We start from the raw sequence: 24,960 nt of genomic DNA, 5'->3' as shown, positions 1-24,960 counted from the left end.
GACGCGGCGTGCGGCGTTCAGGCCGTCAACGCTTGCGGCGAAGGCACGACCTGCGACAGCACCGCGATGTAGTGGCAGACGCTGCCGGCGACCACGAACAGGTGCCAGATCGCGTGCGAGTACTTCAGCGACGGGCGATGGTAGAACACCGTGCCCAGCGTGTAGCACAGGCCGCCGGCGAGCAGCCAGCCCAGGGCCCAGGCGTCGAGCGCGTCGAGCAGCGGCTTGATCGCCACCAGCACCAGCCAGCCCATGGCGATGTAGATCGCCGTGGACAGCAGCTTGAAGCGGCCGGTGTAGTACAGCTTGAACACGATCCCGGCCGCGGCCAGGCCCCAGATCGCCGCGAACAGGCCCCAGCCCCACGGTCCGCGCAGGCCGATCAGGGTGAACGGGGTGTAGGTGCCGGCGATCAGCAGGTAGATCGCGCAGTGGTCGAAGACCTTGAGCCGGCCCTTGGCCACCGGGTGCTGGATCGCGTGGTAGAGGGTCGAGGCGATGTACAGCAGCAACAGGCTGATGCCGAACACGATCGCGCTGCCCAGTTGCCAGCCGTCGCCGTAAAGCGCGGCCAGGGTGATCATCACCGCCCCGCCGGCCAGCGCGGCGGTGGCGCCGAGACCGTGGGTGAGGGCGTTGGCGAACTCCTCGCGGATCGAGTGGTCGCCGTGTGCGGGGGCGTGGGCGGCGGGCATGGTCCCCGCATCCTAGCGCGGTCCGCGGCAAATGCTAACGCCGGGGGCGAACCGACCGTTGGGGTTAAGTGCGCGGCGTCGCGAATCGGCGCTGCGCCGCGGTTGGGCCGTGCGCGGCCGCGGGGGAGCTGTCCCCAGTCATCCCGCCTCGCGCGTCGGCGCCGCGCCCATGAACACGCCGATCACCGCCAGCGCGAGCCCGGCCAGGTTGAGCAGCGCCGGCGTTCGCGCGCGATCCCAATGCAGGAACGCGAACAGCGCCAGCACCGGTACGAACAGCAGCGAGCCGAGGCCCCATCCCAGGTGTTCCTGGAAGGCCAGCGCCAGCAGCCACAGCGCGCCGACCAGGCCGATCGCGCAGCCGAGGATCGTCAGCGCCGTGCTCATGTCGGGTTTCTCATGCCGGCTCTCTCATGCGTGCTCTCTCATGCGTGCTCTCTCATGATTGTTCTCCGCGAGGCCGGCTGGGCGCCGGATCGGGCATGTTAGCCAGACGCGGGGCGCGACGCGCCGGCGTCAAGCCGGCGAGGCCGGGGCGATGGCGATGTGGGCCGCGGCAACGGCGCGGGTCGCGACCGTGGGGCTGCGGTTTCGGATGGGGCAGCGTCGTGGTTTTGTTGGCGCGGTCGCGGCTTGCGCCGCTCCTACAAGGGGATTGCGTGGCGGTGGGCACGGCGCCGCGCGCTCACTCCAGCGCGTTGAGCTTGCGGATGCGGCGCAGGCGGCGCTGGATCTTGTGCGGCTTGGGGAAGCGGTATTCCTCGACTTCCACCAGCAGTTCGCAGTCTTCGCCGAAGGCCTCGCGCATCGCGTAGAGGCGGCCGTTGCCTTCGAACGCCAGCCAGCGCGCGCCGTCGGCGACCACCTTGATCTGCGAGACGGACGGGATGATTTCGCTGAGCGCGGCCAAGTCGAGCCGGCCGCGCGCGAGCAGTTCCTCGCGCCGCGCGGCCAGCGCCTCGGCGCGGGCGCGGGTGGCCTGCAGCGCCGATTCGCGGTCGATGCGGTGGATCGGCTGCAGCGCGCGCAGCGGCACCAGCGCCTGCGCCTTGTCGCTGCGCAGGCGGTGGATGTCCATGATCACCTTGCCCATGTAGGCGTCCTTGTAGTCGAGCGCGGCGACTTCGCTGCGCTTGCTCAACAAGTACAGCCACCATTGGCGCAGGCGCGACACGGTTCAGTCGACCGCGATCGCGTGGGCGTGTTCGCGCGTGGCCAGGAACTGCACGCCCGGCGCGCGTTCTTGCGCCAGCTGCAGGTTGACCCGGGTCGGGGCGAGGTAGACCAGTTCGCCGGCCGCGTCGATGGCGAGGTTCATCGCGTTCTTCTCGCGGAATTCCTCGAGCTTCTTGGCGTCGTTGCAGCGGATCCAGCGCGCGGTCGCCACGCTGACCTGCTCGAAGCTGGCGTCGACGCCGTACTCGTCCTTCAGCCGGTAGGCGACCACGTCGAACTGCAGCACGCCGACCGCGCCGAGGATCAGGTCGTTGCTCATCAGCGGGCGGAAGAACTGGGTCGCGCCTTCCTCCGACAGCTGGGCCAGGCCCTTCTGCAACTGCTTGAGCTTGAGCGGATCGCGCAGGCGCGCGCGGCGGAACAGTTCCGGGGCGAAGTTGGGGATGCCGGTGAACGACAGGTTCTCTCCTTCGCTGAAGCTGTCGCCGATGGAGATCGTGCCGTGGTTGTGGATGCCGATCACGTCGCCCGGAAACGCGGTTTCGGCGATCTCGCGGTCGGAGGCCATGAAGGTCAGCGCGTTGGCGAGCTTGACCTCCTTGCCGCTGCGCGCCTGGAAGGCCTTCATGCCGGCGCTGAACTTGCCCGAGCAGATGCGCATGAACGCGACCCGGTCGCGGTGCTGCGGGTCCATGTTGGCCTGGATCTTGAAGACGAAGCCGGTCAGCTTGTCCTCGGCCGGCTGCACTTCGCGGCGGGTGGTCTCGCGCGGCTTCGGCGCGGGCGCGTGCTCGACGAAGAAGTCCAGCAGCAGCTGCACGCCGAAGTTGTTGACCGCCGAGCCGAAGAACACCGGGGTCTGTTCGCCGGCCAGGTACTTGGCCTTGTCGAACGGGTGCGAGGCGCCCTCGACCAGTTCGAGTTCCTCGCGCAGCTCGGCCAGCATGTTGTCGCCGATGCGCGCGGCCAGGGCCGGGTCGTCGATCGAGGCGAAGATGGTCGAGTCCTGGCGGGTGAAGTTGCGGCCCTGCTCGTACAGGTGGACCTCGCCGGTGAGCAGGTGGACCACGCCCTTGAGGCGCTGGCCCATGCCGATCGGCCAGGTGATCGGCGCGCACTGGATGCCGAGCACGCTCTCGACTTCGTCGAGCAGGTCGATCGGGTTCTTGCCTTCGCGGTCGAGCTTGTTGATGAAGGTCATGATCGGGGTGTCGCGCAGGCGGCACACCTCCATCAGCTTGATCGTGCGCTCCTCCACGCCCTTGGCCACGTCGATCACCATCAGCGCCGAGTCCACCGCGGTCAGCACGCGGTAGGTGTCCTCGCCGAAGTCGGCGTGGCCGGGAGTGTCGAGCAGGTTGACGATGCGGCCCTCGTAGGGGAACTGCATCACCGAGGACGTCACCGAGATGCCGCGCTCCTTTTCCAGCGCCATCCAGTCGGAGGTCGCATGGCGCGCGGCCTTGCGGCCCTTGACCGAGCCGGCCATCTGGATCGCGCCGCCGAACAGCAGCAGCTTTTCGGTCAGGGTGGTCTTGCCGGCGTCGGGGTGCGAGACGATCGCGAAGGTGCGGCGGCGCAGGGCTTGCTGGGTGACTTCGGACATGGGAACGGCGCGCCCGGGGCGCGTCGGGTAGGCAGGAGAGGGCAGAGATTATACCTGCCGGCCGGGCCGGCGCTCCGGGCGCTCCGGTTGCTTCCTGTAGGAGCGACGCGAGTCGCGACCGCGACCTCCGGCGGCCGGCGCGAGCTTGGAGCCCCGCGGTCGCGACTCGCGTCGCTCCTACAGCGGCCTCGGGCGGCTTAGCGGACGCTGCCGCCCAGCCGCAGCGGCCCCTGCGGGCCGGTCATGCGGAACGGGATCGATTCCAGGCGCATGCCGCGGTTGACCTGCACCGCGAAATGCAGGTGCGGCCCGGTGCTGAAGCCGGTGTTGCCGGACAGGCCGATCTGCTGGCCGGCGCGCACGCGCTGGCCGACCCGGACCATGACCCCGTCGTCGGCCTTGAGGTGGGCGTACAGGGCCATGGTGCCGTCGTCGTGGAGGATGCGCACGAAGTTGGCGCGGTCGCCGAACTTCTCCAGGTTCAGCCCGGCCTTGTCGAAGTCGGACTCGACCTGCATCACCGTGCCGTCGCGCGCGGCCAGCACCGGGGTGCCGATGTCGGCGGCGAAGTCGACCGCGTAGCGGTGCTCGGGTTCGCTGTGGCTGAAGTGGCCGCCGTAGCCCTGGTCGATGCGGAACTGCTGCTGGCGCAGCGGCAGCAGGTAGTCGGCGTTCTGCGGCCGCGCGCGCGGGTCGCCCGGCACGGAGCGCATGCTCAGTTCGAAATCGCCGCCGCGGCTGGGGTCCTGCGCGCTGAGCACGCTGACCACCGCGCTGGCGCGCGGGTCGAGGGTGGCGCTGGCCGGCAGCAGCGGGCTGCCGATGATGTTGTTGCTGTGGTTGAAGTCCAGCCGCACCTCGATCGGCCCGGCCAGGCTGTTGTCGGCCCAGGCCAGGTAGCGGTCGCCGTCCTGTTGCACGCGCAGGCGCGCGATCGATCCGGGCTCGGAGCGGTACGGGATCACCTTGACCTCGGCCGCGCCGATCGCGGTGGCGGCCGCCTCGCTGGGCGCGCGGTCGCCGTAGTGGGTGACGCCGTTGCGGTCGGTCCAGCGATACAGCTTGCCGGCCTGCGCCGCGGGCGCAGCGAGCGTGGCGGCCAGGATCAGGCTGGGGACGATGAGGGAAGTCGGACGCGGCATGGTTCGGCGGCGGCAAGGCCCGTCGGGGCTGGCGGGGAGGCGGGCTTAGTCGAGGCAATCCGATTGCAGTTGCAGCGCGCGGGCGACCTCGCCGAGGTCGAAGGCGGCGACCGAGCGGTCGTCGTCGACCGCGTACAGCGCGCCGTACGGAAACGCGCGGGTGGCGGCCGCGTGCACGGCGATGCCGTCGGTGTGCGCGGTGCGCTCGCCGCGGAAGCTGCCGACCGGGCGCAGGCTGTCGCGCTCGAAGACGTGGAACACGGTCTGCGGATCGAGCTGATCGACCGCGATCCAGTAGCCGCCGCCGCGCGCGCAGTCCCACAGCGCCACGCCCTCGGCCTGGGCGGCGAAGCTGCCGGCGGGCAGGGCGCGGCCGGTGGCGCGGCCGGCCAGGCTGTATTCGCGCAGGGTCGAGCCGTGGCCGAGGTCTTCGTCGGCGATCAGCAGGCGGTCGCCGGCGGCGTCGCCGGCGATGGATTCGACGATGCGCAGTGCGGCCTGCTCGCTGGTGTCGCCGAACGCGCCCAGGTACTCGCTGCCGACCCGGCCGTCGGCGTCGAAGCGCAGGCGGTAGCGGCGCACGCGCTGGTCGAGTTCGTTCAGCGGCGGCACCTGGTCGAACTTGGCGCCGTACATGAAGTTGTCGGTGACGTAGACCTCCAGCTCGTCCGGCGCGGTCTCGTTGAGCCACAGGCCGTACGGGCTGCGCAGCTGGGCCTCGCCGAAGCTGGCCAGCGGCGCGAACTCGGGCAGGCGCAGCACCTGCACGCGGTGGTTGTCGCGCTCGGCCACGAACAGATAGTCGCCGAACACGGCCACGCCGTTGGGGCGCTTGAACTGGCCGAGCGCCTCGCCCTTTTCGCCGAATTCGCGCAGGCGCTGGCCGCTGTCGGCGTCGTACACGGCCAGGCGGTGGGTCGATTTGGCGGTGGCGATCAGCCAGGTCGAGCCGTCGGCGGCGGGCCAGGTCGCCAGCGAGTCCAGTTCGTCGCGCGCCTGCGGCGTGGAGACGAAGCGCTCGGGCAGGCTGCGCGTGCCCGGCGGCGGCTCGGCGTTGCGGCGCGGTTCGGCCGGCCGCGGCGGGGCCGAGGCGCAGGCGGACAGCAGGGCGGTGGCGAGCAGGACGGCGACGAGGCGGCTGTTCATCGGCGCAAGTGTATGCGGCGGCGATGGCGAGCGGGTGTCGACGCGGCCCGCGCGGGCGCGATCCGGGCGGTCGCGCGGGCCGCGGGCCGGTCGGCTAAATAATAAATCGCTATATGCGGATGAAGCGATTGACACGCCTCCATACGCTCGGCAGACTGTGCCCATCCATCGAGACCGGCTGAGGGACAGGCCCTTAGAAGCCGGGGCAACCCAACGCAGCGCAAGCTGCGCGAAGGTGCCAATTCCTGCGGCCCGCCCCGTCATCGAGACGTAGAGGCGTCGGTCGGAAGATGGTTGCGAACACGCGCCCCGCAGCGCGTGCGCGACTTGCAAGCTCGGTGGTCCGTTCACTTCCGGATGCCCGCCATGAGCTTCGCCCCCAGCATCGACAGCCGCAGCGCCGCCAGCGTCGAACGCAGCGATTCCTACGCCTTTTATGCCGCTTCGGCCGCCGCCTTCGAGCGCGCGCCGACGCCGCGCGCCGTTCGCGGCGAGATCGCGGTCGAACTCCAGCTGCGCCACGCCGGCCGCCGCGCGCTGCGCCTGCGTTATGAAATCCAGGGCGACCGCGCGTTGCCGGCGGTGTTCGTCGCCGGCGGCATCTCCGCCCACCGCCACCTCGCGCCGAGCCGCGAATTCGCCGAGGCCGGCTGGTGGGAAAGCCAGGTCGGCGCGGGCCGTTCGCTGGATCCGGCGCAGCACTGCCTGGTCTCGTTCGACTGGGTCGGCGCCGACGGCGCGCTCGACGTCGCGATCGATCCGGCCGACCAGGCCGACGCCGTCGCCGCCTTGCTCGACGCGCTGAAGATCGCCCGCCTGCAGGCCTTCGTCGGCTATTCCTACGGCGCGATGGTCGGCCTGCAGTTCGCCGCGCGCCATCCGCAGCGGATCGAGTCGCTGGTTTCGATCAGCGGCACCCACCGCGCCCATCCCTATGCCGCCGCGTGGCGCGCGCTGCAGCGCCGCGCGGTCGCGCTCGGCGCGCTGCAATGCGACGAGGCCCAGGGCCTGGCGCTGGCGCGCGAACTGGCGGTGCTGAGCTACCGCACCCCGGAAGAGTTCGCCGAGCGTTTCGGCGCTGCGCAAGTGGTCGACGGCCGCGTGCGCGTCGACGCCGAGGACTATCTCGACCATTGCGGCAACAAGTACGTCGCCCGCACCTCGCCGACCGCGTTCCTGCGCCTGTCGGAATCCATCGACCTGCAGCAGGTCGATCCGGCGTCGATCCGCATCCCGGTCACCGTGGTCGCGGTCGGCGAAGACCGGCTGATCCCGCTGGGCGACAACTACGAGCTGGTCGAGCGCCTGCGCGGCGAAACCCGCCTGCGCGTGCTGCGCTCGATCTACGGCCACGACGCCTGCCTGAAAGAACAGTCCCAGATCGACACCATTCTTCGCGAAGCGTTGGCCGACTGTACGTCGGCGGCCGCCTGAGCATTCAACCCTAAAGGAACGGCCGACGTGAGCAACGACACCATCCAGACCCCGACCCGCAACGCCTGTACCGCCGCCGTGCGCGCCGGCATCGACCGCGACGCCGCCTACGGCGCGGTGACCCCGCCGATCGTGCTGTCGTCGAACTTCAGCTTCGCCGGCTTCAACGACAAGCGCCAGTACGACTACACCCGCAGCGGCAACCCGACCCGCGACCTGCTCGGCGAAGCGCTGGCCGAACTCGAGGGCGGCGCCGGCGGCGTGATCACCTCCACCGGCATGTCCGCGATCACCCTGGTGCTGCACGCCTTCCTCAAGCCCGGCGACCGCATCGTGGTGCCGCACGACGGCTACGGCGGCAGCTGGCGCCTGTTCAACGCGCTCGCGGCCAAGGGCGCGTTCGAGCTGATCACCGCCGACCTGACCGACCCGCGTTCGCTGACCGAGGCGCTGGCGACCAACCCGGCCGTGGTCTGGATCGAAACCCCGTCCAACCCGCTGCTGCGCATCACCGACCTGCGCTTCGTGATCGAGGCCGCGCAGGCCAAGGGCGCGCTGACCGTGGTCGACAACACCTTCCTGTCGCCGGCGCTGCAGCGCCCGATCGCGTTCGGCGCCGATCTGGTCGTGCATTCGACCACCAAGTACATCAACGGCCACAGCGACGTGGTCGGCGGCGCGGTCGTCGCCAAGAGCGAGGACCACCACCAGAAGCTGATCTGGTGGGCCAACGCGCTGGGCCTGACCGGCTCGCCGTTCGACGCCTTCCTGACCCTGCGCGGGCTGCGCACGCTCGACGCGCGCCTGCGCGTGCACCAGGAAAACACCCAGGCCATCGCCGAACTGCTCGACGCCCATCCGGCGGTGCGCGTGGTCCATTACCCGGGGCTGGCCTCGCACCCGGGCCACGCCCTGGCCGCGCGCCAGCAGAAGGGCTTCGGCGCGATGCTCAGCGTCGAGATCGACGGCGGCGTCGAGGCGGTGCGCGCGTTCGTCGACGGGCTGAGCTGCTTCACCCTGGCCGAATCGCTCGGCGGCGTGGAGAGCTTGGTCGCGCATCCGGCGACCATGACCCACGCGGCGATGTCGCCGGAAGCGCGCGCCGCCGCCGGCATCGGCGACGGCCTGCTGCGCCTGTCGGTGGGCATCGAGCATGTCGACGACCTCATCGCCGACCTGCAGGCCGCGCTCGACCGCGCCAGCGCGGCGGTGGCCACGGCGGCGCGCGCGAAACGATGAGCGCCGTCGCCGCCAGCGCCCTGCACGGAGCCGAAGCCCTCGCGCAGGCGCCGGCGCTGCGTCCCTCCCCAACGGTCGGCGCGGCGCCTGCGCGTGTGGCTTTGCTCGGCACCGGCACGGTCGGCGGCGCGGTGCTGGCGCGGCTCGGCGGTTGGCGCGGCGGTCCGCTGGACGGGCGGCTGCGCCTGGTGCACGTGGCCAATTCGCGCCGCGCCGCCGCCGATGCCGACGGCATCGTGCCCGAGCACGCCGCCAGCGCCCTGGCCGCGGCCGACCAGCGCAGCTCGCTCGACGACGTGGCCGATGCGCTGGCCGGCGGTTCCGGCGCGCGGGTGGTGATCGACGCCACCGCCAGCGAGGCGGTGGCCGAGCGCCACGCGCAGTGGCTGGCGCAGGGCATCCATGTGGTCACCGCGTGCAAGATCGGCCAGGGCACCACGCTGGCGCGCTGGCGCGCGATCCGCGAGGCCTGCGCGTCCGGCGGCGCCGGCTACGGCGACAGCGCCACGGTCGGCGCGGGCCTGCCGCTGCTGCGTTCGTTGCGCGAATTGCAGGCCGGCGGCGACCGCATCCACGCCGTCGCCGGGGTGTTGTCGGGTTCGCTGGCGTGGCTGTTCAACCACTACGACGGCATGCGTCCGTTCTCGGCGCTGGTGCGGCAGGCGCGCGACGCCGGCTACACCGAGCCGGACCCGCGCGACGACCTGTCCGGCGAGGACGTGCGGCGCAAGCTGCTGATCCTGGCGCGCGCAGCCGGCGTGGCGCTGGAGGCGGGCGAGGTCGAAGTCGCCTCCTTGGTGCCGCCGGAACTGGCGATCCTCAGCCGCGAAGGCGTCGACGCCGCGCTGCCCGCGCTCGACGCGCCGCTGCGCGAGCGCTATGCGCAGGCCTACAAGAACGGCGAGCGCTTGCGCTTCATCGCCCGCCTGGAGCGCGCCGCGGACGGCCGCGTGGTCGCCGAGGTCGGCCTGCAGTCCTTGCCCGGCGACCATCCGCTCGCCGGCGGCGCCGGCACCGACAACAAGGTCGCAATCTGGTCGGACCGCTACCGCGCCCAGCCGCTGGCGATCCAGGGCCCCGGCGCCGGCGCCGAGGTCACCGCCGCGGGCCTGCTCGACGACGTGCTGCGATTGGCAGGCTGAACGACGCCGCGGCGGCGGTGTTGCCGCGCGCATCGGGGCCCTGCGTAGTGGCGGCGCACGCAGCGGAAGCCGCCCACCGTCACCCTTTGTTACAAACCGCGAAAGCCTACGACGCGGCCGCTACATGCCGGCACCACATAATCCGTGCAAACCGGCCGACAAGCGCAGCGCGGCCGTCCTAGAATGCCGCGCGGCGCCGCCGGAATCGTTCCGGCCGCGCCGGCATTCCAGACTACGGGCAGGTGGGCATGAAGAGCGGCGCGGGTTGGCTGGTGGCGGTCGCGTTGGCGTGCAGCGCGGGCTGCGCCCCGATGCAGCGGGTGGTCACGCCGGTAAAGCGGATGGTGCTCGACCCCAAGCGCGAGTTCGACCGCACCCCCGAACCGGCCGCGCCGGACTACCGCGACGCCCGTTTCTGGGCGGCGCTGCCGGAAAAACGCGACGACGCCGACGCCACTCCCATCGGCATGCGCAACCGCCAGGCGGATGCGCCCGTGGACGTGTTCTTCATCCATCCCACCACCTATTTCAGCCGCGCCGGCTGGAACCAGCCGCTCGACGACGAGCAGGCCAACCGCGGCACCGAATTCGCCCTGCGCGCGCAGGCCAGCGCCTTCAACGAGGTCGGCCGGGTGTATGCGCCGCAGTACCGGCAGATGACCCTCAACGGTTACCTCTCGGCCTCCGACGCCGACCGCGACCGGGCCCTGGATCTGGCCTACCGCGACGTGCGCGCGGCGTTCGACACGTTCCTGAGCCAGTGGTCGCACGGGCGCCCCTTCATCATCGCCGCGCACAGCCAGGGCAGCGGCCACGGCTTGCGCCTGGTGTCGGAATTGATGTCCGACCTGTCCGCCGACCCGGCGCTGCGCAAGCGCCTCGTCGCGGCCTACCTGGTCGGCGCGGCGGTGCCCGAGGACGCGCTGCGGCGCACGATCCCGGGCGTGCCGCTGTGCGCGACGCCCGAGCAGACCGGTTGCGCGGTGTTCTTCAACGCGATCGAGGCCGACGCGTTCGAGCCGGGCGAGCGGCCCAAGCGTTTCGAGCAGGTGCGCGCGTGGTATCCCGGCGGTTTTCGCAGCGTCGAGCATCCGCGCCTGCTGTGCGTGAACCCGGTGACCTGGCGCGCGGACGGCGAGTCCAGTCCGCAATCGGCGCACCTGGGCGCGATCCACGCCGAGCGCAACCGCCCACTGCCGGAACCGCAGCCGCGGCGGGTGAGCGCGCGCTGCGACGGCGACGGCTTGCTGCAGACCACGTTGCCGGACGGCGAATGGCGGCAGTGGTGGTTCGGCGGCGACCAGCACGTCAACGACTACCAGCTGTTCTACATGGACATCCGCGCCAACGCGGCGCGGCGCGCGGCGGCGATGCGCGGCGCGACGGCGCCGGCCGCGGCGAAGGCGGCGGCGGGGCGCAAGCGCGGGCATTGAGCGCGGCGGATTGCGCGGCGGACTGAGCGAAAAGCATCGGGCCTGAAGGCCCTCCCACAAGAGCAAAGCGTCGAGCCTGAAGGCCCTACCACAAGAGCAAAGCATCGGGCCTGAAGGTCCTCAGCCACTGCTGCGGCCGGCGAGGCTGTGCTGTCGTGGGAGGGCTTTCAGGCCCGACGCTCTTTTCCCAGACTGCGATGAAGCCTGGCGCATCGCTTTGGCAGCAGCCCCTCAGCGCCGATGCTTCGCTCCTGTGGGAGGGCCTTCAGGCCCGACGCTCTTTTCCCGGATCGCGACGCGGCTTCCTGCATCGCTCGCGCTGGAGAGCAGCCAGCTTCGATGTCTGGCAACCGGACCGCACCTTCACGGCTACCGCAATCCCCAAACCGCAAAAACGAAATCGGAGCGCCGATCGGGGGGATGACCGGCGCTCCGCTGCAGATCGCCGCGACGTATCGCTCGCCGCGGCTTTGCAAAACTTGGACTTCGAAACGCCCCTGAAGCGCTTCAGACGAATACGAGAGGCGATGATGATCCTCGCCCCGACCCCTCTCCCGCGAGCGGGAGAGGGGCTTGCCGCTCGGGCGTCGACTCAGCCCGGACTCACTTCAGCCCGTCGTCGATCGCGGTCGCCAGACTGCCGGTGGCGTCGTCGCCGCTGAACTCCCAGAAGAACGCGCCGCCGAGGTTCTGCGCCTTGACGTACTGCATCTTCTCGTTGATCAGCTGCGGCGTGTCGTAGCTCCAGAAGGTGCTGCCGTCGTACTTCCAGGTGGCGCGGGCGGTGGCGTCGGTGTAGATCGTGCCCGGCTTGTTCTTGAGCACCTTGTAGTCCTCGATGCCGGCCTCGTACGTGCCCGGCGCCGCGGTACCGTTCTGGTACAGGCCGTTGGCGACGTTCTGCACGCCGGTCCAGCCGCGGCCGTAGAAGCCGATGCCGAGGTTGAGCTTGGACGCCGGCACGCCGCGGGTGATGAAGGCCTGGATCGCGTCGTTGGAGTTGTACAGCTTCTGATCGCCCGTGGACGGATCGTTCGGCGAGGCGTACAGCGCCGAGTGATGGCCGGTCTTCGGATCCCACGCGCCGTGGAAGTCGTAGGTCATCACGTTGATGAAGTCCAGGTACTGGTGGTACGCGCCCGGATCGGTCACGCGGATCTTGTCGACGCCGGCGCCGACCGCGACCGTGAGCAGCAGGCCCGGACGCACCGCGTTGAGCTGGCGGCGGAACTCGGCCATCAGCGCGGTGAAGTTGGCGTTGTCTTCCGGCTTGCCGCACTCGATGCCGCAGGCCACCGGGTATTCCCAGTCGATGTCGATGCCGTCGAACACGCCCGCCGCCGCGCCCGGGCCGCCGGCGCCGTCGGTGACCGGCAGGTTGCCCTTGATGTAGGCGTCGATGCACGAGGCGACGAAGGCCTGGCGGTTCTCCGGACGCGCCGCGCTGGAGAAGCCGCGCGACCAGGTCCAGCCGCCCAGCGAGATCAGCACCTTCAGACCCGGATGCTTGGCCTTGAGCTGCTTGAGCTGGTTCCAGTTGCCGCGCAGCGGCTGATCCCAGGTGTCGGCCGCGCCGCTGACGCTCTCGCCGGCCTGGAACGCCTTGCTGTAATCGGCGAACGCGTCGCCGCCGGCGCCGGTGTTCGGATCCGACGGGATGGTGACGCCGACTTCGCAACGGTTGTTGCGCACGTTGCCGAAGGCGTAGTTGATGTGGGTGATCTTCGCCGCCGAACCGGAGGTGTCGATGTTCTTGACCCGGTAATTGCGGCCGTAGATGCCCCACTGGGCGAAGTAGCCGATCTTGTACTTGCTGCCGCCCGGGCCGCCCGGCTTGGTGGTGGCGCTGATCGAGCCGCTCTGCGCCGAGGCGTTGCCGGCGTTGTCGCGCGCGCGCACGGTGAAGCTGTAGCTGGTGCTCGGGCTCAGGCCGGAGACGGTGTAGGTGGTGGTGGTCGGCGAGCCGGCGAGGCTGCCGTTGCGGTACACGTCGTAGCCGGCCACGCCGCTGCCGCCGCTGTTGTCGGTCGAGGCGTTCCAGCTCAGCGACACGCTGTTGGCGGTCTGCGAAGACGAAGCCAGGCCGCCCGGCACGCTCGGCGGGGTGGTGTCGCTGGAGCCGCCGCTGACGGTCACGGCGACCGCGGACGAGGTCGTGGTCGCGTTCTGGTTGTCCTTGGCCACGGCGGTGAAGCTGTGGCTGCCGGCGGTGGCGTTGTTCCAGGTCACGCCGTAGGGCGCGGAGGTGTCGACGCCGAGCGAGGTCGTGCCGCGGAAGAATTCGACGCTGGCGACGGAGCCGTCGCTGTCGGCGGCGTTGGCGCTGACGGCGATGTTGGCGCCGGCGTTGTAGGTGGCGCCGTTGCTCGGCGCGGTCAGGCTCACCGTCGGCGGCTGGTTGCCCGGGCCGGTGCCGCACACGCCCAGGTCGGTGTAGTAGTTGCAGCTCGGACAATGCGTCGGCGGCGTGTTCCAGATCGGGCCGTTGGCCTGATAGAGACGATTCTGGTACGTCAGCTTGTCGCCGGCGGCGTAGATGGTGGAGGCGTTCCAGGCAGGAACGCCGTTGCAGGCGGCTTGCGCCCACGCCGTCGACATCGACGACGCGGCGAGCATGCCCGACAGCAACAGCAGGTTGGCGGACCGTGCGTGTCTCATGGTGCTTCCTCTCTCCCGATGCATAGTCATGACTTCGCCGGCCGCGCGCGGCCGACGGCGATTCCCGCCCGTGTCGAAGGAAGGTCGTCGAACCTTCCAATTGCATGGGAGGCTCGGGCCTCCTCGTCGATCGGCGTCGTTGCGCCGTCGTGTGCGTTGCCGTGTTGCGGCGCACCGCCGCCCGAGGCGGCCGGGCCGGTGCGATAGGCCGGCCGTGCGCGAAATCGATTGCCCTGGCTTGCGACTGCGGCGTTGCCGCGTGGTCCTCCCTGCTGCCGCGGCGACGAACCGGTCGACTCGCCGTTCGGATCGGGAAACTGGCGCCGCGTGACAACGTTGTCAACCAAGCGTCCGAGTCTTTGCGGGCTGGTTCACAGAACCTCGTGACAACGTTTGCCGGAAATGGCGTCGATTGCTGCGGCGCAGCGAGTCGTGGCGCGAGATGATGTTGAAAAACAGTGACTTGGATCGATGTCCAATGGACAGTGAAGGCGGACTTCGAGTCAAACGACGTCACGGAAGTCGTTGGAGTTGAAGCCCCTCCCACAGGAGGAGGTTGGGAGTGGGAGGACCTTCAGGCCCGATGCTTTTGGCTCAGGTCGCTGCGTGGCGAGCGGATCGGAAAGCGTCGGGCCTGAAGGCCCTCCCACGGGCGCGCATAGCGGCGCCTCACTCGCGCAGCGCATCCGGCAAGGCCGCTTCGAACCGCTGCGGCGCTTGCACTTGCGGCGAATGGCCGGGGTCGTCGAACAGGCGCTCTTTGGCAGTGGGAGGGCCTTCAGGCCCGATGCTTTTGGCTCAGGTCGCTGCGTGGCGAGCGGATCGGAAAGCGTCGGGCCTGAAGGCCCTCCCACGGGCGCGCATAGCGGCGCCTCACTCGCGCAGCGCATCCAGCAAGGCCGCTTCGAACCGCTGCGGCGCTTCCACTTGCGGCGAATGGCCGAGATCGTCGAACTCCACCAGCTTCGCCCCGGCGATCGCCTTCGCCGCGGCGCGGCCGAGTTCGGGGTACAGGCCGAGCCTGGCCTTAAGCGCGTCGTCGGCGAGGTCGCGGTTGATCGCGGTGCGGTCGCGCTGGCCGATGAACAAGACGGTCGGCACGCGCAGGCGCGCGAATTCGTGCACGACCGGTTGGGTGAACACCATCTCCGAGGTCAGCGCCTGGTTCCAGGCCACGCGTTCGCGGCCGGGGCCGGCGTAGAGGCCGGCGAGCATGTCGACCCAGCGTTGGTACTCGGGCTTCCACTGGCCGCTGTAGTAGACCTCCTGCTGGTACTTGCGGATGCTCGCGGCGCTGGTCTTGAGTTCGCGCGCGTAGTTGTCGTCGACGCTGCGCCACGGCACGCCGAGCGCTTTCCAGTCTTCCAGGCCGATCGGATTGACCATCGCCAGGCGCGCGGTGGCCTGCGGATACATCAATGCGTAGCGCGCGGCGAGCATGCCGCCCATCGAGTGGCCGACGATGTCGGCGCGCTCGATGCCGAGCGAGGCGAGCAGGGCATGGGTGTTGGCGGCGAGTTCGTGCAGGCTGTACTGGTGGTGGGCGGGCTTGCTGGATTTGCAGAAGCCGAGTTGGTCGGGCGCGATCACCCGGTAGCCGGCGCCGCGCAGTGCGGCGATGGTCGATTCCCAGGTCGCGGTGCAGAAGTTCTTGCCGTGCAGCAGCACCACGGTGCGGCCGTTGGCGCGCTCGGGGCGTACGTCGAGGTAGGCCATCTGCACCGCTTCGCCTTGCGACTGGAAGCGATAGCGCTGCACCGGGTAGGGATAGTCGAAGCCTTCCAGTTCGGCGCCATAGGCGACTGGCTTGGGCGCGGGTTCGGCGTGCAGCGTGGGCGCGAGCAGGGTCAGCAGCGAAGCGAGGGCGAAGGTGCGCATGGCGGAGGCGGTGCGGTGGGGTGTCGGCATCGTACCGCGCCGCGGAAAGCAGGGGCTCCGGCGATCGGAGCGAAGAGCGTCGGGCCTGAAGGCCATCCCACAAAAGCCTGGGACTTGCCCTGCTGTTGTGGGAGGGCCTTCAGGCCCGACGCTTTTCTTTCCGGTCGGACACGCAGCTTCAATGCGAGCCAGCGCTCTCGCGCAATTTCTTCACCCGCTCGGCCGAAACCTGCGAGTTCTGCCCGCCGTACCGCGCGCGCAGCCACTGCGCCAGCTCGGCGACCTCCTGGTCGTTCAGTTGCGCGGCGAAGCCCGGCATGTCTTGCATGCGCTCCAATCCGGGCAGATCGTGCTCGGGCAGGCCGTCGAGGATCGCTACGATCAGGTTGTGCGGGTTCGGATCGCGCACGCCGGTATTGCCGGCCAGGGCCGGCGCCACGTGCGGCACGCCTTGGCCGTCGCGGCCGTGGCAGCCGGCGCACAAGGCGAAGTAGCGCGACTGCGCGGGTACGCCGTCGGCGCCGATGCTCGCACCTGCACCTGCATTCGCACCCGCGAACGCCAGCGGCGCCGGCGGCGCATCGCCGAGCAGGTAGGTCGCGATCGCGCCGACATCGTCCTGGCTCAGCCGGCTGGTCGACAGATTCACCACCTTGAGCATTTCGTCGGACGCGACCGCGTGCGCGGCGACGCCGCGGGCGAGGTAGTCCAGCAGGCCGGCGCGGTCCCAGCCGCGCTGCGCCAGCCCTTGCGGGGTCAGGTCGGGCGCGGCGAAGCGGCCGAGCGCGTCGTTGCCGGCCAGCGGCTTGGAGCGGTCGACCTGGCCGAGCCAACCGCGCGGGCTGTGGCATTCGCCGCAATGGCCGAGCGTTTCGACCAGGTACTCGCCGCGCTTCCACTGCGGCGACTGCCCCTGCGACGCCGGCCGCGCCTGCGCGCCGGCGAACAGCAGGTTCCAGGCGTGGATGCCGGTGCGGATGTTGAACGGAAAGCCGACGCCGTTGGCGCTGTTCTCGCGCTTCACCGCCGGCCGGGTCATCAGGTAGGCGTAGATCGCGTCGCTGTCGGCGCGGGCGATGGTCTTGTACGAGACGTAGGGCATGGCCGGATACAACTGGTGGCCGTCGCGCGCCTCGCCGCGGGTGATGGCGTGGAAGAAATCGTCGGCGCTGTAGCGGCCGATGCCGGTGTCGGCGTCGGGGGTGATGTTGGTGCCGTGGATGACGCCGAACGGCGAGGCCAGCGGCACCCCGCCGGCGAACGGCGCGCCGCCGTCGGCGGTGTGGCAGGCGGCGCAGTCGGCCGCGGCGACCAGATAACGGCCGCGCTCGATCTGCGCCGGCGTGGCGTCGACCCGCACCGCGGGGCCGCGGCGATACCACCAACCCGCCAGCCAATCCAGCGCGAACCACACCAGCGCGACCAACACGGCCCAGGCGATCAGGCGTTTCCAGCGGCGCTTGCTCATCGCGAACCCTCCGCCGGCGTGCGCAGTCGCACCGTCGGCAGCTTGAGCACGAGTTCCTCGACCGCCTGGTAATAGCGCACATAGCCGGTGCAGCGGCACAGGTGCGGATTGAGCGCGTCGAGAATCAGCGCGCGGACCTCATCGCGCTGGTAATCGCGCGCCGCCTGCTTGCCGAGGCGTTCGAGCAACACCGTTGCGGCATTGACGAACCCGGGCGTGCAATAGCCGCACTGGAAGCTGAAATGATCGAGGAAGGCCTGCTGCACCGCCGACAGTTCGAGCAGCGCGCCGTCGTCGCCGCGCTTGGCGTGGCCTTCGACGGTGCGGATCGCCTTGCCTTGGAAATAGTGCGCGCCGGTGATGCAGCTGCGCACCTCGCGCGGCCCCTGCTCGTCGTCGACGATGACCGTGCAGGCGCGGCACACGCCCTGGCCGCAGCCGAAGCGGGTGCCGGTGAGGCCGAGGTATTCGTGCAGCACGTCGACCAGCATCATGTCGTCGGGCACGTCGATGGGGCCGTGGTCGCGGCCGTTGATCCGCAGCGTCAGCGGTATCAGGCGCAGGCTGCCCTGGCTCATGCGCGGGCCTGCTGCGCGCGCGGCGCGGATTCGGCGGCGGCGAGCGCGGCCTGGACTTTGTCGGGCGTGATCGGCAGCTCGCGGAAGCGGTGGCCGATGGCGTGGGCGACCGCGTTGGCGATCGCCGGCACCACCGCGATCATCACCACCTCGGCCATGCCCTTGGGCGCGTCGGACGGCGACAGCGGCGGCAGGATCTCGCCGCTCTGCGCCCACACCGCCACGTCGCGCGCGCGCGGCAGCTGGTAGCGGTTGAAGTTCCAGCTGCCGTCGCCCGGCCCGTCCTCGTACAGCGGCAGGAATTCGTGCAGCGCGTGGCCGATGCCCATCGCCAAGCCGCCCTGCAACTGGCTCGACACCAGCTCGGGAACGATCGGCGTGCCGCATTCGAGGATCGAATGATGGTCGAGCAGTTCGACCTGGCCGGTGGCGGTGTCGACCGCGACCTCGGCGATAGTGCCGATCGCGGCGTAATAGGTGACGCCGGCGTTGTTGCGCTGGGTCGGCGGGTAATGCGCGCGGCTGCGCTCGATCATGCGATAGCCCTCGGCGGTGGGCGTGCCCGCGCCGGCGCCTTGGCCGTCGCCCCAGCGCAGCGCGACGCCGTCCAGCGGCAGCCGCGCGTCGTCGCCGGACAGCGGGAATTCGGCCTCGGCCCATTGCCAGCGGTTGAAGCTGTGCACGGTCGCGGCGGTGGCCAGACCCAGTTCGAACGCTTTGGCGGCGAGCTGTTGCAGCGTCAGCGGCGCCAGGCCGCCGGCGCTGAGCCGGCCCTCGACCCAGCGCGCGTCCTCGCGCCGCACCGACAGCGGCGCCAGCTGGCCGCCGCCGTAGCCCTGGCCCCACAGCGCCAGCGCCGCCGGCCACAGGCCCTGGGTGAACACCAGCCGCGCCGCCTCGCGGGTGGCGTGGCTGAAGAAATAGGCCGAGTTGCTGGCGCTGGACGGGCTGGCGTAGTTCGGCGTCCAGCGCGGATCGCCGACATGCGCGTCCTGGGTCGCCTGCGACATGGTCCAGGTGTCGTCGGTGGCGCGCATCGGCAGCGCGGCCCAGTCGGTTTCGCCGGTCAGCACTTCGTCGGCCGGGCGGCCGAGCCACTTCGCGCACACCGCGGCCTGGCTGGTGGCCATGCCGGTGCCCATCTCGATGCCGATGTGGCGCAGGCGGATGCGGCCTTGCGCGGTCAGCGCGACTTCGGCGAATGCGGCCTCGCCGCCGGTGCCGTAGTCCTTCTGCACGCAGCCGTAGCCGACGCCGTAGCGCTTGCCCGGATGCGCGGCCTCGTACTCGCGCTTGCGCGTTTCGCGCCGGGTCCACAGCGGATGCGCGCGCGACTTGCGCAGCACTTCGTCGGCGCGCTGCGCGCCGGCCGGGATCGCGCCCTGGGTGTTCTTCATGCCGGTGGCGAACACGTTGCGCAGGCGCAGTTCGATCGGATCGAGCCCCAGTTCGGCGGCGATCTCGTCGACCAGCATTTCGGTCGCGCCCATGCTCTGCAGGGTGCCGTAGCCGCGCGCCGAGCCGGCGTCGAGCGCGCGCGAGGCGATCACGGTGCTGCTGAGGTCGCTGCGCGGGAGGTAGTAGATCGACTGCGCCGCGGTCGCCGCGACCAGGCACACCGACGGCGAGAAGTTCATCCGCCCGCCGCCGTCGCCGGTCATGCGGCCTTGGAATATCTCGAACTTGCCGCTGGCGCGGTCGGCCTGCAGCCGGTAGCGCATGCGGAAGCTGTGGCGCTTGAGGCTGGACTGGAACTGCTCGTAGCGGTCGTTGGCCAGCCGCACCGGGCGGCCGCCGCCGTACAGCGCGGCCATCAACGCCACGAACGGGAACGGGTTGTGGTCCTTGGAGCCGTAGCCGACGGTGTAGCACGGGTGCAGCACCAGCCGCTTCACGCCGAAGCCGGTGGCGGCGAGCATGCGCGCGCCGTCTTCGGCGATCTCGTTCGGCGACTGGGTCGCGCTGACCAAATGGACGGTGCCGGTTTCGGCATCGAACCAACCGTTGGCGTTGTCGAGTTCCATCGCCGCGGTGTCGATGGACTGCGAGAAATACTCGCGTTCGATCACCAGCTTGCCCGGCGCCGGCGTATCGAGTTCGGCCGCCATCGCATCGGCATGCGCCACGCCCTGCGCGTCGAGCTTGCCGCCGGCGTCGCCCTGCACCCACTCGGGGTTCTGCTTGCGGTAGCCGGTGGGGAACAGCACCGTGTCCTTGTAGCTGGAATAGACGTCGTCGGCGTAGGCGTCCGTGCCGCCGACGCGGACGTAGCGAAAGGTCGCCCACGGCGGGCGCTCGACCGGGCCGGTCTGCGCGCCCCAGCGGATCAGCTCGGGACGGAACTTGAGCCGGCTCTTGGCCGCGCGGAAGCGGGCGAAGTCGTTCCAGATCAGCAGCGCGACCGCCTGGCCGAGGTAGGCCGGGGTCTTGCCCGGCGGCAGCAGCAGGTCTTCGCCGTAGAACGCGGGGAACGCGACGCGGTCGCGGGCGAGGTCGTCGGCGGTGACGACGCGGTCGGGCCGCAGGTCGGCCGGCAGCGAGGACAGGTCGAAGCCTTGGTAGGCGCGGTCGGCGAGGGTGGTGCGCAGCAGCATCGCGTGGGCTTGTTCGCGCGGCCAGCCGGGCAGGTCGCGCGAGCGCATGTCGAAGCTGAAGATTTTCTCGCCGCTGGCCTTGGCGGTGGCGTCGGTGCGGTAGCGGATGCGGCCGGTCGCCGGGTCCCAGGGTATCGGCCGCAGGCGCTCGCGTTCGAACAGGGCGGCGAGCGCGGCGCTGCCGGGCGCGGCGACGTAGACGCCGATGCCGGCGATGACGCTGCACTTGAGGAAGTCGCGGCGGCTTAGGCGGGCTGGCATGAGCGACGGGCTCCGGCTGGCTTCGGCCCATAGTAAGCGCATGCTGCGCGGCAAAACGCGGTGAAGTCCGCGCGCCTGTGCGTGGTGTGCGCCCGGCGTGGCGGCAGGGATGAAGGAGCGTGAGCGACGGTGCCGGCTGTGTCGCGTCGGAGCGTAGAGCGTCGGGCCTGAAGGCCCTCCCACAAGAGCGCGTCCCGCTGTTGTGGGAGGGCCTTCAGGCCCGATGCCTTCCGTTCCGATCGCTATGAAGCCTCGTCTCGAACCGTATCGCCGTCGCCGCGGCGATCCAGCCAGCCGCCGATCCGCGCCGCAGCTTCTTCGGCGCAGGCCTGCAGCACGAAGTGCGGCGCGTCCAGCGCGATGCATTCGGTCCGCGGCCGCGCGCGGCGGATGTCTTCCCAGCTTTCGCGCGAGACCAGCCGGTCGGCGGTCGCGCGCAGGTACAGCGTGGGCACCGCCACGCCGGCCAGCGCCGCGCGCGCATCGACGCGGGCGATCTCGCCCAGGCGCCGGCGCAGCACCGCCGGATCCAAAGCGTCGAGCGCGACGCGCAAGCGCTGGCGACGCTGCGGCGTCGACCATCGCCCCAAGGCCGCGCGCGCGACGGCGGCGAGCGGCGCGCGCTGCAGCGGCAGGCGGTGGGTCCACGCCGGCAGCGCGGCCAATCCCAGCGGCGACCACGGCGGCCGCGGCGCGCGCACGAACGATGCGCACAGCACCAGCGCCTTGAGCTGCGGCGGCCGCCGCGCGGCGAGCGCGACCGCGACCGGGCCGGAGAAGGACTCGCCGATCAACGCGAACGGTTCGTGCGCGGGCAGCCGCGGCCAGACCCAGTCGATCAGCTCCGCGTAGCCCAGCGCCGGGTCGCCGGGATAGGCCAGCGCATGCGCATCCCGGCGCGGCCGCATCGCGGCGAGGAAGTCGTCGAGCAAGGCGCCGCCGCCGTCGAGTCCGGGCAGGACCAGGCAGCGCATGTCAGCCGCGCCGGCGCCGCGCCACGCGAGCGCGTCGGGCGGCGGCTTCGTCGACGCGTACGCGCGACGCCGCGCGTGGAGGCGTCGCGACGGGCGCATCGGCACCGCCGTCCGCGCCCAATCGCGCTTGCAGACGGTCCAGCGCCTTGAGCATCGCGCCGCGATGCCGCGCCAGTTTCATCCACGCCGGCAGGCGCGAGACCATCGAGGCGTTGCCGGCGCTGCGCAGGCGCTCGCGCTGGGTCGCGGCCACATAGCGGCGCAGTTCGTCCAGGTGCTCGGTGTTGTAGGCCCACAGCAGGCCGTGGCGGGTGGGTTCGAGCAACAGCAGCGGCAGGCCCAGGTGCGGATCGCGCGGTTCATGGCCGCGGTGCGGTGTCGTCTGCACCTCGACTTCGCTCTCTCTCGCGCAGACCCGGCAGCGCACGCTCAGCCGCTGCGGCGGGTGCGCGGGCCGGCCGTCGTGGACCCGGTCGACGCAGATCCACTGGTGACCGCAATAGCCGCACGGCCGCCGGCCGTACAAGCGCACCGGCCCGTACCAGTCGCGCTGCGCCGCATGCAGGCCGCAGCACGAGACCGTCGCCGCGTCGAACCCGCAGCCGGCGCAGGCGAAGCGCACTTCGCCGTCCTGGCCGCGCGGCGCGCGCACCTGCCCGGCGCGCGCGCAACGCGGGCAGCGCACCTCGATCCGCTCGGCGTAGCGCCACAGCCCGCGGCCGTCGTCGATGTGTCGTTGCGGGGCGTCCATGCCGGTGTCGTCCTCAGCACTCGATGACGTTGACCGCGAGACCGCCGCGCGAGGTTTCCTTGTACTTGTCCTGCATGTCGCGGCCGGTGTCGCGCATGGTCTTGATCACCTTGTCCAGGCTGACCTTGTGCTTGCCGTCGCCGCGCATGGCCATGCGGTAGGCGTTGATCGCCTTGACCGCGCCCATCGCGTTGCGCTCGATGCAGGGAATCTGCACCAGCCCGCCGATCGGGTCGCAGGTCAGGCCGAGGTTGTGTTCCATGCCGATCTCGGCCGCGTTCTCGATCTGGCTCGCGCTGCCGCCGAGCGCGCCGACCAGGCCGGCGGCGGCCATCGAACAGGCCACGCCGACCTCGCCCTGGCAGCCGACTTCGGCGCCGCTGATCGAGGCGTTTTCCTTGTACAGGATGCCGACCGCGGCCGCGGTCAGCAGGAAGTTGCGCACGCCCTGCAGGTTGGCGCCGGGGCAGAAACGGTCGTAATAGTGCAGCACCGCAGGGATGATGCCGGCCGCGCCGTTGGTCGGCGCGGTCACCACGCGGCCGCCGGCGGCGTTCTCCTCGTTGACCGCGAGCGCGTACAGGTTGACCCAGTCGAGCACGGTCAGCGGATCGCGCATCGCCGCCTCGGGCTTAGCGGCGAGTTCGGCGTGCAGGCTCGGCGCGCGGCGCGAGACGTGCAGGCCGCCGGGCAGGGTGCCGGTCTCGCGGATGCCGCGGCTCACGCACGACTGCATCGCCGCCCAGATTTCGTCGAGGCCGGCGTTGATCTGCTCGTCGCTGCGCCAGACGCGCTCGTTGGCCATCATCAGCTGGGCGATCGACAGGCCGCTGCGCGCGCACTGCGCCAGCAGCTCGTCGCCGGAGTGGAATGGGTAGGGCAGGTCGGTGGTGTCGGCGACGATGCGGTCTTCGGCCGCCTCGTCCTGGTTGACCACGAAACCGCCGCCGACCGAGTAGTAATCGCGCGTGGCGATGACGTTGCCGTCGGCGTCGAACGCGGTAAAGCGCATGCCGTTGGTGTGGAACGGCAGCTTCTGCCGCTTGTTCATGATCAGATCGTGCTTCTCGTCGAAGCCGATCTCGTGGCGGCCGAACAGGTTGATGCGCTTGGTCTTGCGGATGCGTTCCAGCGCCGCCGGGATGATGTCCGGGTCGATCTGGTTCGGCCAGTGGCCTTCCAGCCCCATCAGCACTGCCTTGTCGGTGCCGTGGCCGCGACCGGTCAGCGCCAGCGAGCCGAACACCTCGGCGCGCACGCGCGCGGTGCGCGCCAGGTCGGCGCCGGGCTCGCCGGCGCCGCAGCCTTCCACCAGCCAGCGCTCGATGAAGCGCGCGGCGGCGCGCATCGGGCCGACGGTGTGCGAGGAACTCGGACCGATGCCGATCTTGAACAGGTCGAAACTACTGACGGCCACGTTTGGCTGCTCCAACTGGGGTCGGACGTTGCTGGCGGCCCGCGCGCGGCGCGTCGCGCCGGCACCGCGCGGGTGTGTATACCGCTTATTCTACGCGCGGCCGCGCGCGCTCCGCGGCGGGTTTTCGCCGCCTTGCGCGCGATTCGGCCATACCTGGGCGCATTGAGCCGCGCCGGCGCGAGCGTGCCGGCGCGCGAGCGATGAGGGAGCGACTGTGCTGACTTTGTTCCAACGCGACGATTGCCACCTGTGCGACCTGGCCCTGGCGGTGCTGGCGCAGGCGCGCGCGCCGGAGTTCGAGAGCGTCTTCATCGACGAGGATGCGGCGCTGGAAGAACGCTACGGTGCGCGGGTGCCGGTGCTGCGCGACGAGGCGCGCGGGGTCGAGCTGGATTGGCCGTTCGATGCCGGGCGGCTGGCGGCGTGGCTGCGGGCGGCGGATTGAAGTAGGAGGGCCTTCAGGCCCGATGCTTTTCGCTCCGGTCGCCATGTCGCGTCGGATCGGAAGGCATCGGGCCTGAAGGCCCTCCCACGAGCCCTGTGCAGGAGCGGCGAGAGCCGCGACCGCGACAACGCAGCTGCGCTGAAACTTGCGTCGTAGCTGTGTTGTCGCGGTCGCGGCTCGCGCCGCTCCTACAGGTGGATCGCGAAGAAAAACGGGGCCGCGAGGGCCCCGTTTCGGTCGCGCGGCAGCGCTCAGCTGCCCGGGGCGAAGGTGACCTTGGTGCTCACCGCCACTTCGTTGGGGATGATCGAAGTGTCGGCCCAGTCGCCGCCGCCGACGTTGAAGTCCAGGCGCTTGACCGTGGCCTTGCCGGCCAGCACCGGCTTGGCGCCCGCGGTCCAGGTGAAGTTCAAGGTCACCGGCTTGCTGACCCCGCGCAGGGTCAGGCTGCCGTCGGCGGCGTAGTTGTTGCCGCCCAGGCTGCGGAACTTGGTCGCGGTGTAGCGCGCCTGCGGGAACTTGGCGATGTCGAAGAATTCGTTGCCCTTGAGGGTGTCGTCGCGTTCGGCGTTCTTGGAATTGGCGCCGGCCAGCGGGATCACCACGTCGAGCTTGGAGCCTTCCAGCTTGGCCGGGTCGAAGCTCAGCCGGGCGGTGAAGCCGGGGAAGCTGCCGGCGAACACCTCGCCCTGGTACTTGGTGGCGAAGGTCAGGGTCGAGCCGGCCTGCTGCACGTAGTCGGCGGCGAAGGCCGGGGCGGCGGCGAGGGTCAGGGCGGCGGCCAGGGCCAGGGACTTAAGGCGCATTGCGGTTCTCCGGGGAAGCGGGGGCGGACGCGGTGGGTGGATGGGTGGGCGGAAGCTGGGATCGGTCGTCGGCGCTGGACGGGCCGTGGCCGTTGGCGGCGTCGGCGAGGGCGTCGT

At 70.7% G+C, this 24,960-nt stretch carries 23 protein-coding genes, 1 pseudogene and 1 riboswitch; of the genes and pseudogenes, 7 read left to right on the top strand and 17 right to left on the bottom strand.

Annotation, left to right across the window (positions count from 1 at the left end; all coding sequences use genetic code 11):
- Window positions 1–17: 17 nt before the first annotated feature.
- The 6 genes from trhA to JHW41_RS19250 all read right to left on the bottom strand — a co-directional run bounded on the left by trhA (window position 18) and on the right by JHW41_RS19250 (window position 5,765).
- On the bottom strand, window positions 18–695 hold the full coding sequence (trhA, locus tag JHW41_RS19275; RefSeq protein WP_057946534.1) for a PAQR family membrane homeostasis protein TrhA: 678 nt from the start codon (window positions 693–695) through the stop codon (window positions 18–20).
- A 138-nt stretch (window positions 696–833) separates the two neighbouring features.
- Window positions 834–1,082, bottom strand: coding sequence for a hypothetical protein (locus JHW41_RS19270; protein WP_057946535.1), 249 nt, complete (start codon window positions 1,080–1,082; stop codon window positions 834–836).
- Window positions 1,083–1,380: 298 nt separating this feature from the next.
- Window positions 1,381–1,869 (bottom strand): hypothetical protein, encoded by a 489-nt coding sequence (locus JHW41_RS19265; protein WP_057946536.1) that lies wholly within the window; start codon window positions 1,867–1,869, stop codon window positions 1,381–1,383.
- 3 nt (window positions 1,870–1,872) lie between these two features.
- Complete coding sequence (locus JHW41_RS19260; RefSeq protein ID WP_250444774.1) at window positions 1,873–3,477, bottom strand: peptide chain release factor 3; 1,605 nt, start codon at window positions 3,475–3,477, stop codon at window positions 1,873–1,875.
- A gap of 197 nt (window positions 3,478–3,674) precedes the next feature.
- The gene (locus JHW41_RS19255) at window positions 3,675–4,619 is read right to left on the bottom strand and encodes a peptidoglycan DD-metalloendopeptidase family protein (RefSeq protein WP_250444772.1); all 945 of its coding nucleotides are present in this window, start codon (window positions 4,617–4,619) and stop codon (window positions 3,675–3,677) included.
- A 45-nt stretch (window positions 4,620–4,664) separates the two neighbouring features.
- On the bottom strand, window positions 4,665–5,765 hold the full coding sequence (locus JHW41_RS19250; RefSeq protein WP_250444770.1) for a phytase: 1,101 nt from the start codon (window positions 5,763–5,765) through the stop codon (window positions 4,665–4,667).
- Between the two features lie 162 nt (window positions 5,766–5,927).
- A riboswitch (SAM riboswitch) is annotated at window positions 5,928–6,062 on the top strand.
- Window positions 6,063–6,131: 69 nt separating this feature from the next.
- Here JHW41_RS19250 and metX point away from each other — a divergent pair.
- The 5 genes from metX to JHW41_RS27410 all read left to right on the top strand — a co-directional run bounded on the left by metX (window position 6,132) and on the right by JHW41_RS27410 (window position 11,093).
- Window positions 6,132–7,199 carry a homoserine O-succinyltransferase MetX gene (gene metX, locus JHW41_RS19245; RefSeq protein WP_250444767.1) on the top strand — a complete coding sequence of 356 codons (1,068 nt, stop codon included), beginning with the start codon at window positions 6,132–6,134 and terminating at the stop codon, window positions 7,197–7,199.
- A 27-nt stretch (window positions 7,200–7,226) separates the two neighbouring features.
- Window positions 7,227–8,438: an O-succinylhomoserine (thiol)-lyase gene (locus JHW41_RS19240; protein WP_250444765.1), complete on the top strand. Its 1,212-nt coding sequence runs from the start codon at window positions 7,227–7,229 to the stop codon at window positions 8,436–8,438.
- On the top strand, window positions 8,435–9,580 hold the full coding sequence (locus tag JHW41_RS19235) for a homoserine dehydrogenase (RefSeq protein ID WP_250444762.1): 1,146 nt from the start codon (window positions 8,435–8,437) through the stop codon (window positions 9,578–9,580). Before JHW41_RS19240 ends, JHW41_RS19235 begins: the two co-directional genes overlap by 4 nt.
- A gap of 248 nt (window positions 9,581–9,828) precedes the next feature.
- Complete coding sequence (locus JHW41_RS19230) at window positions 9,829–11,013, top strand: DUF3089 domain-containing protein (RefSeq protein WP_250444760.1); 1,185 nt, start codon at window positions 9,829–9,831, stop codon at window positions 11,011–11,013.
- Window positions 11,014–11,048: 35 nt separating this feature from the next.
- Window positions 11,049–11,093, top strand: a complete 45-nt coding sequence (locus JHW41_RS27410) for a hypothetical protein (protein ID WP_428995576.1) — start codon at window positions 11,049–11,051, stop codon at window positions 11,091–11,093.
- 5 nt (window positions 11,094–11,098) lie between these two features.
- Here JHW41_RS27410 and JHW41_RS27405 read toward each other — a convergent pair whose 3' ends face one another.
- From JHW41_RS27405 to JHW41_RS26075, 3 genes are all read right to left on the bottom strand, one after another.
- Complete coding sequence (locus tag JHW41_RS27405; RefSeq protein WP_428995575.1) at window positions 11,099–11,212, bottom strand: DUF6053 domain-containing protein; 114 nt, start codon at window positions 11,210–11,212, stop codon at window positions 11,099–11,101.
- A 32-nt stretch (window positions 11,213–11,244) separates the two neighbouring features.
- On the bottom strand, window positions 11,245–11,304 hold the full coding sequence (locus JHW41_RS27400) for a DUF6053 domain-containing protein (RefSeq protein WP_428995574.1): 60 nt from the start codon (window positions 11,302–11,304) through the stop codon (window positions 11,245–11,247).
- Window positions 11,305–11,616: 312 nt separating this feature from the next.
- A complete protein-coding gene (locus JHW41_RS26075) occupies window positions 11,617–13,629 on the bottom strand; it encodes a glycosyl hydrolase family 18 protein (RefSeq protein ID WP_343226620.1) in 2,013 nt (670 codons plus the stop codon).
- Between the two features lie 625 nt (window positions 13,630–14,254).
- Between JHW41_RS26075 and JHW41_RS27395 the strand changes: the two are divergent.
- A pseudogene (locus JHW41_RS27395) lies at window positions 14,255–14,467 on the top strand (hypothetical protein); the annotation flags it as partial.
- A gap of 77 nt (window positions 14,468–14,544) precedes the next feature.
- On the opposite strand, the gene JHW41_RS19215 reads toward JHW41_RS27395, so the two are convergent.
- The 7 genes from JHW41_RS19215 to JHW41_RS19185 form a co-directional block, all read right to left on the bottom strand.
- Window positions 14,545–15,549, bottom strand: a complete 1,005-nt coding sequence (locus JHW41_RS19215; protein WP_428995573.1) for an alpha/beta fold hydrolase — start codon at window positions 15,547–15,549, stop codon at window positions 14,545–14,547.
- A gap of 178 nt (window positions 15,550–15,727) precedes the next feature.
- Window positions 15,728–17,017, bottom strand: coding sequence for a cytochrome c (locus tag JHW41_RS19210; protein WP_250444756.1), 1,290 nt, complete (start codon window positions 17,015–17,017; stop codon window positions 15,728–15,730).
- Window positions 17,014–17,595 (bottom strand): (2Fe-2S)-binding protein, encoded by a 582-nt coding sequence (locus tag JHW41_RS19205; protein WP_250444754.1) that lies wholly within the window; start codon window positions 17,593–17,595, stop codon window positions 17,014–17,016. Before JHW41_RS19205 ends, JHW41_RS19210 begins: the two co-directional genes overlap by 4 nt.
- Window positions 17,592–20,450: a xanthine dehydrogenase family protein molybdopterin-binding subunit gene (locus JHW41_RS19200; protein ID WP_250444752.1), complete on the bottom strand. Its 2,859-nt coding sequence runs from the start codon at window positions 20,448–20,450 to the stop codon at window positions 17,592–17,594. The genes JHW41_RS19205 and JHW41_RS19200 overlap by 4 nt, the downstream gene beginning before the upstream one ends.
- A gap of 242 nt (window positions 20,451–20,692) precedes the next feature.
- Window positions 20,693–21,424 (bottom strand): alpha/beta fold hydrolase, encoded by a 732-nt coding sequence (locus JHW41_RS19195; protein ID WP_250444749.1) that lies wholly within the window; start codon window positions 21,422–21,424, stop codon window positions 20,693–20,695.
- Between the two features lies 1 nt (window position 21,425).
- Complete coding sequence (locus JHW41_RS19190; protein WP_250444747.1) at window positions 21,426–22,175, bottom strand: hypothetical protein; 750 nt, start codon at window positions 22,173–22,175, stop codon at window positions 21,426–21,428.
- A gap of 13 nt (window positions 22,176–22,188) precedes the next feature.
- The gene (locus JHW41_RS19185; protein ID WP_057946547.1) at window positions 22,189–23,592 is read right to left on the bottom strand and encodes an L-serine ammonia-lyase; all 1,404 of its coding nucleotides are present in this window, start codon (window positions 23,590–23,592) and stop codon (window positions 22,189–22,191) included.
- Window positions 23,593–23,806: 214 nt separating this feature from the next.
- Here JHW41_RS19185 and JHW41_RS19180 point away from each other — a divergent pair, with 214 nt between their 5' ends.
- Window positions 23,807–24,037 (top strand): glutaredoxin family protein, encoded by a 231-nt coding sequence (locus tag JHW41_RS19180; protein WP_057946548.1) that lies wholly within the window; start codon window positions 23,807–23,809, stop codon window positions 24,035–24,037.
- A gap of 251 nt (window positions 24,038–24,288) precedes the next feature.
- On the opposite strand, the gene JHW41_RS19175 is transcribed toward JHW41_RS19180, so the two are convergent.
- Window positions 24,289–24,843, bottom strand: coding sequence for a YceI family protein (locus JHW41_RS19175; RefSeq protein ID WP_250444745.1), 555 nt, complete (start codon window positions 24,841–24,843; stop codon window positions 24,289–24,291).
- Between the last annotated feature and the right edge of the window lie 117 nt (window positions 24,844–24,960).

The organism is Lysobacter enzymogenes (assembly GCF_023617245.1).
GTDB lineage: Bacteria > Pseudomonadota > Gammaproteobacteria > Xanthomonadales > Xanthomonadaceae > Lysobacter > Lysobacter yananisis.
This window is presented reverse-complemented; position numbering and strand designations above follow the sequence as displayed.

Coding starts and splice junctions, on each gene's coding strand:
- JHW41_RS19230 (WP_250444760.1), top strand. CDS start 9,829: ATGAAGAGCGGCGCGGGTTGGCTGGTGGCGGTCGCGTTGGCGTGCAGC.
- JHW41_RS19260 (WP_250444774.1), bottom strand. CDS start 3,477: ATGTCCGAAGTCACCCAGCAAGCCCTGCGCCGCCGCACCTTCGCGATC.
- JHW41_RS19255 (WP_250444772.1), bottom strand. CDS start 4,619: ATGCCGCGTCCGACTTCCCTCATCGTCCCCAGCCTGATCCTGGCCGCC.
- JHW41_RS19205 (WP_250444754.1), bottom strand. CDS start 17,595: ATGAGCCAGGGCAGCCTGCGCCTGATACCGCTGACGCTGCGGATCAAC.
- JHW41_RS19200 (WP_250444752.1), bottom strand. CDS start 20,450: ATGCCAGCCCGCCTAAGCCGCCGCGACTTCCTCAAGTGCAGCGTCATC.
- JHW41_RS19195 (WP_250444749.1), bottom strand. CDS start 21,424: ATGCGCTGCCTGGTCCTGCCCGGACTCGACGGCGGCGGCGCCTTGCTC.
- JHW41_RS19215 (WP_428995573.1), bottom strand. CDS start 15,549: ATGCGCACCTTCGCCCTCGCTTCGCTGCTGACCCTGCTCGCGCCCACG.
- JHW41_RS19210 (WP_250444756.1), bottom strand. CDS start 17,017: ATGAGCAAGCGCCGCTGGAAACGCCTGATCGCCTGGGCCGTGTTGGTC.
- JHW41_RS19250 (WP_250444770.1), bottom strand. CDS start 5,765: ATGAACAGCCGCCTCGTCGCCGTCCTGCTCGCCACCGCCCTGCTGTCC.
- JHW41_RS19175 (WP_250444745.1), bottom strand. CDS start 24,843: ATGCGCCTTAAGTCCCTGGCCCTGGCCGCCGCCCTGACCCTCGCCGCC.
- JHW41_RS19190 (WP_250444747.1), bottom strand. CDS start 22,175: ATGGACGCCCCGCAACGACACATCGACGACGGCCGCGGGCTGTGGCGC.
- metX (WP_250444767.1), top strand. CDS start 6,132: ATGAGCTTCGCCCCCAGCATCGACAGCCGCAGCGCCGCCAGCGTCGAA.
- JHW41_RS26075 (WP_343226620.1), bottom strand. CDS start 13,629: ATGCTCGCCGCGTCGTCGATGTCGACGGCGTGGGCGCAAGCCGCCTGC.
- JHW41_RS19270 (WP_057946535.1), bottom strand. CDS start 1,082: ATGAGCACGGCGCTGACGATCCTCGGCTGCGCGATCGGCCTGGTCGGC.
- JHW41_RS19235 (WP_250444762.1), top strand. CDS start 8,435: ATGAGCGCCGTCGCCGCCAGCGCCCTGCACGGAGCCGAAGCCCTCGCG.
- trhA (WP_057946534.1), bottom strand. CDS start 695: ATGCCCGCCGCCCACGCCCCCGCACACGGCGACCACTCGATCCGCGAG.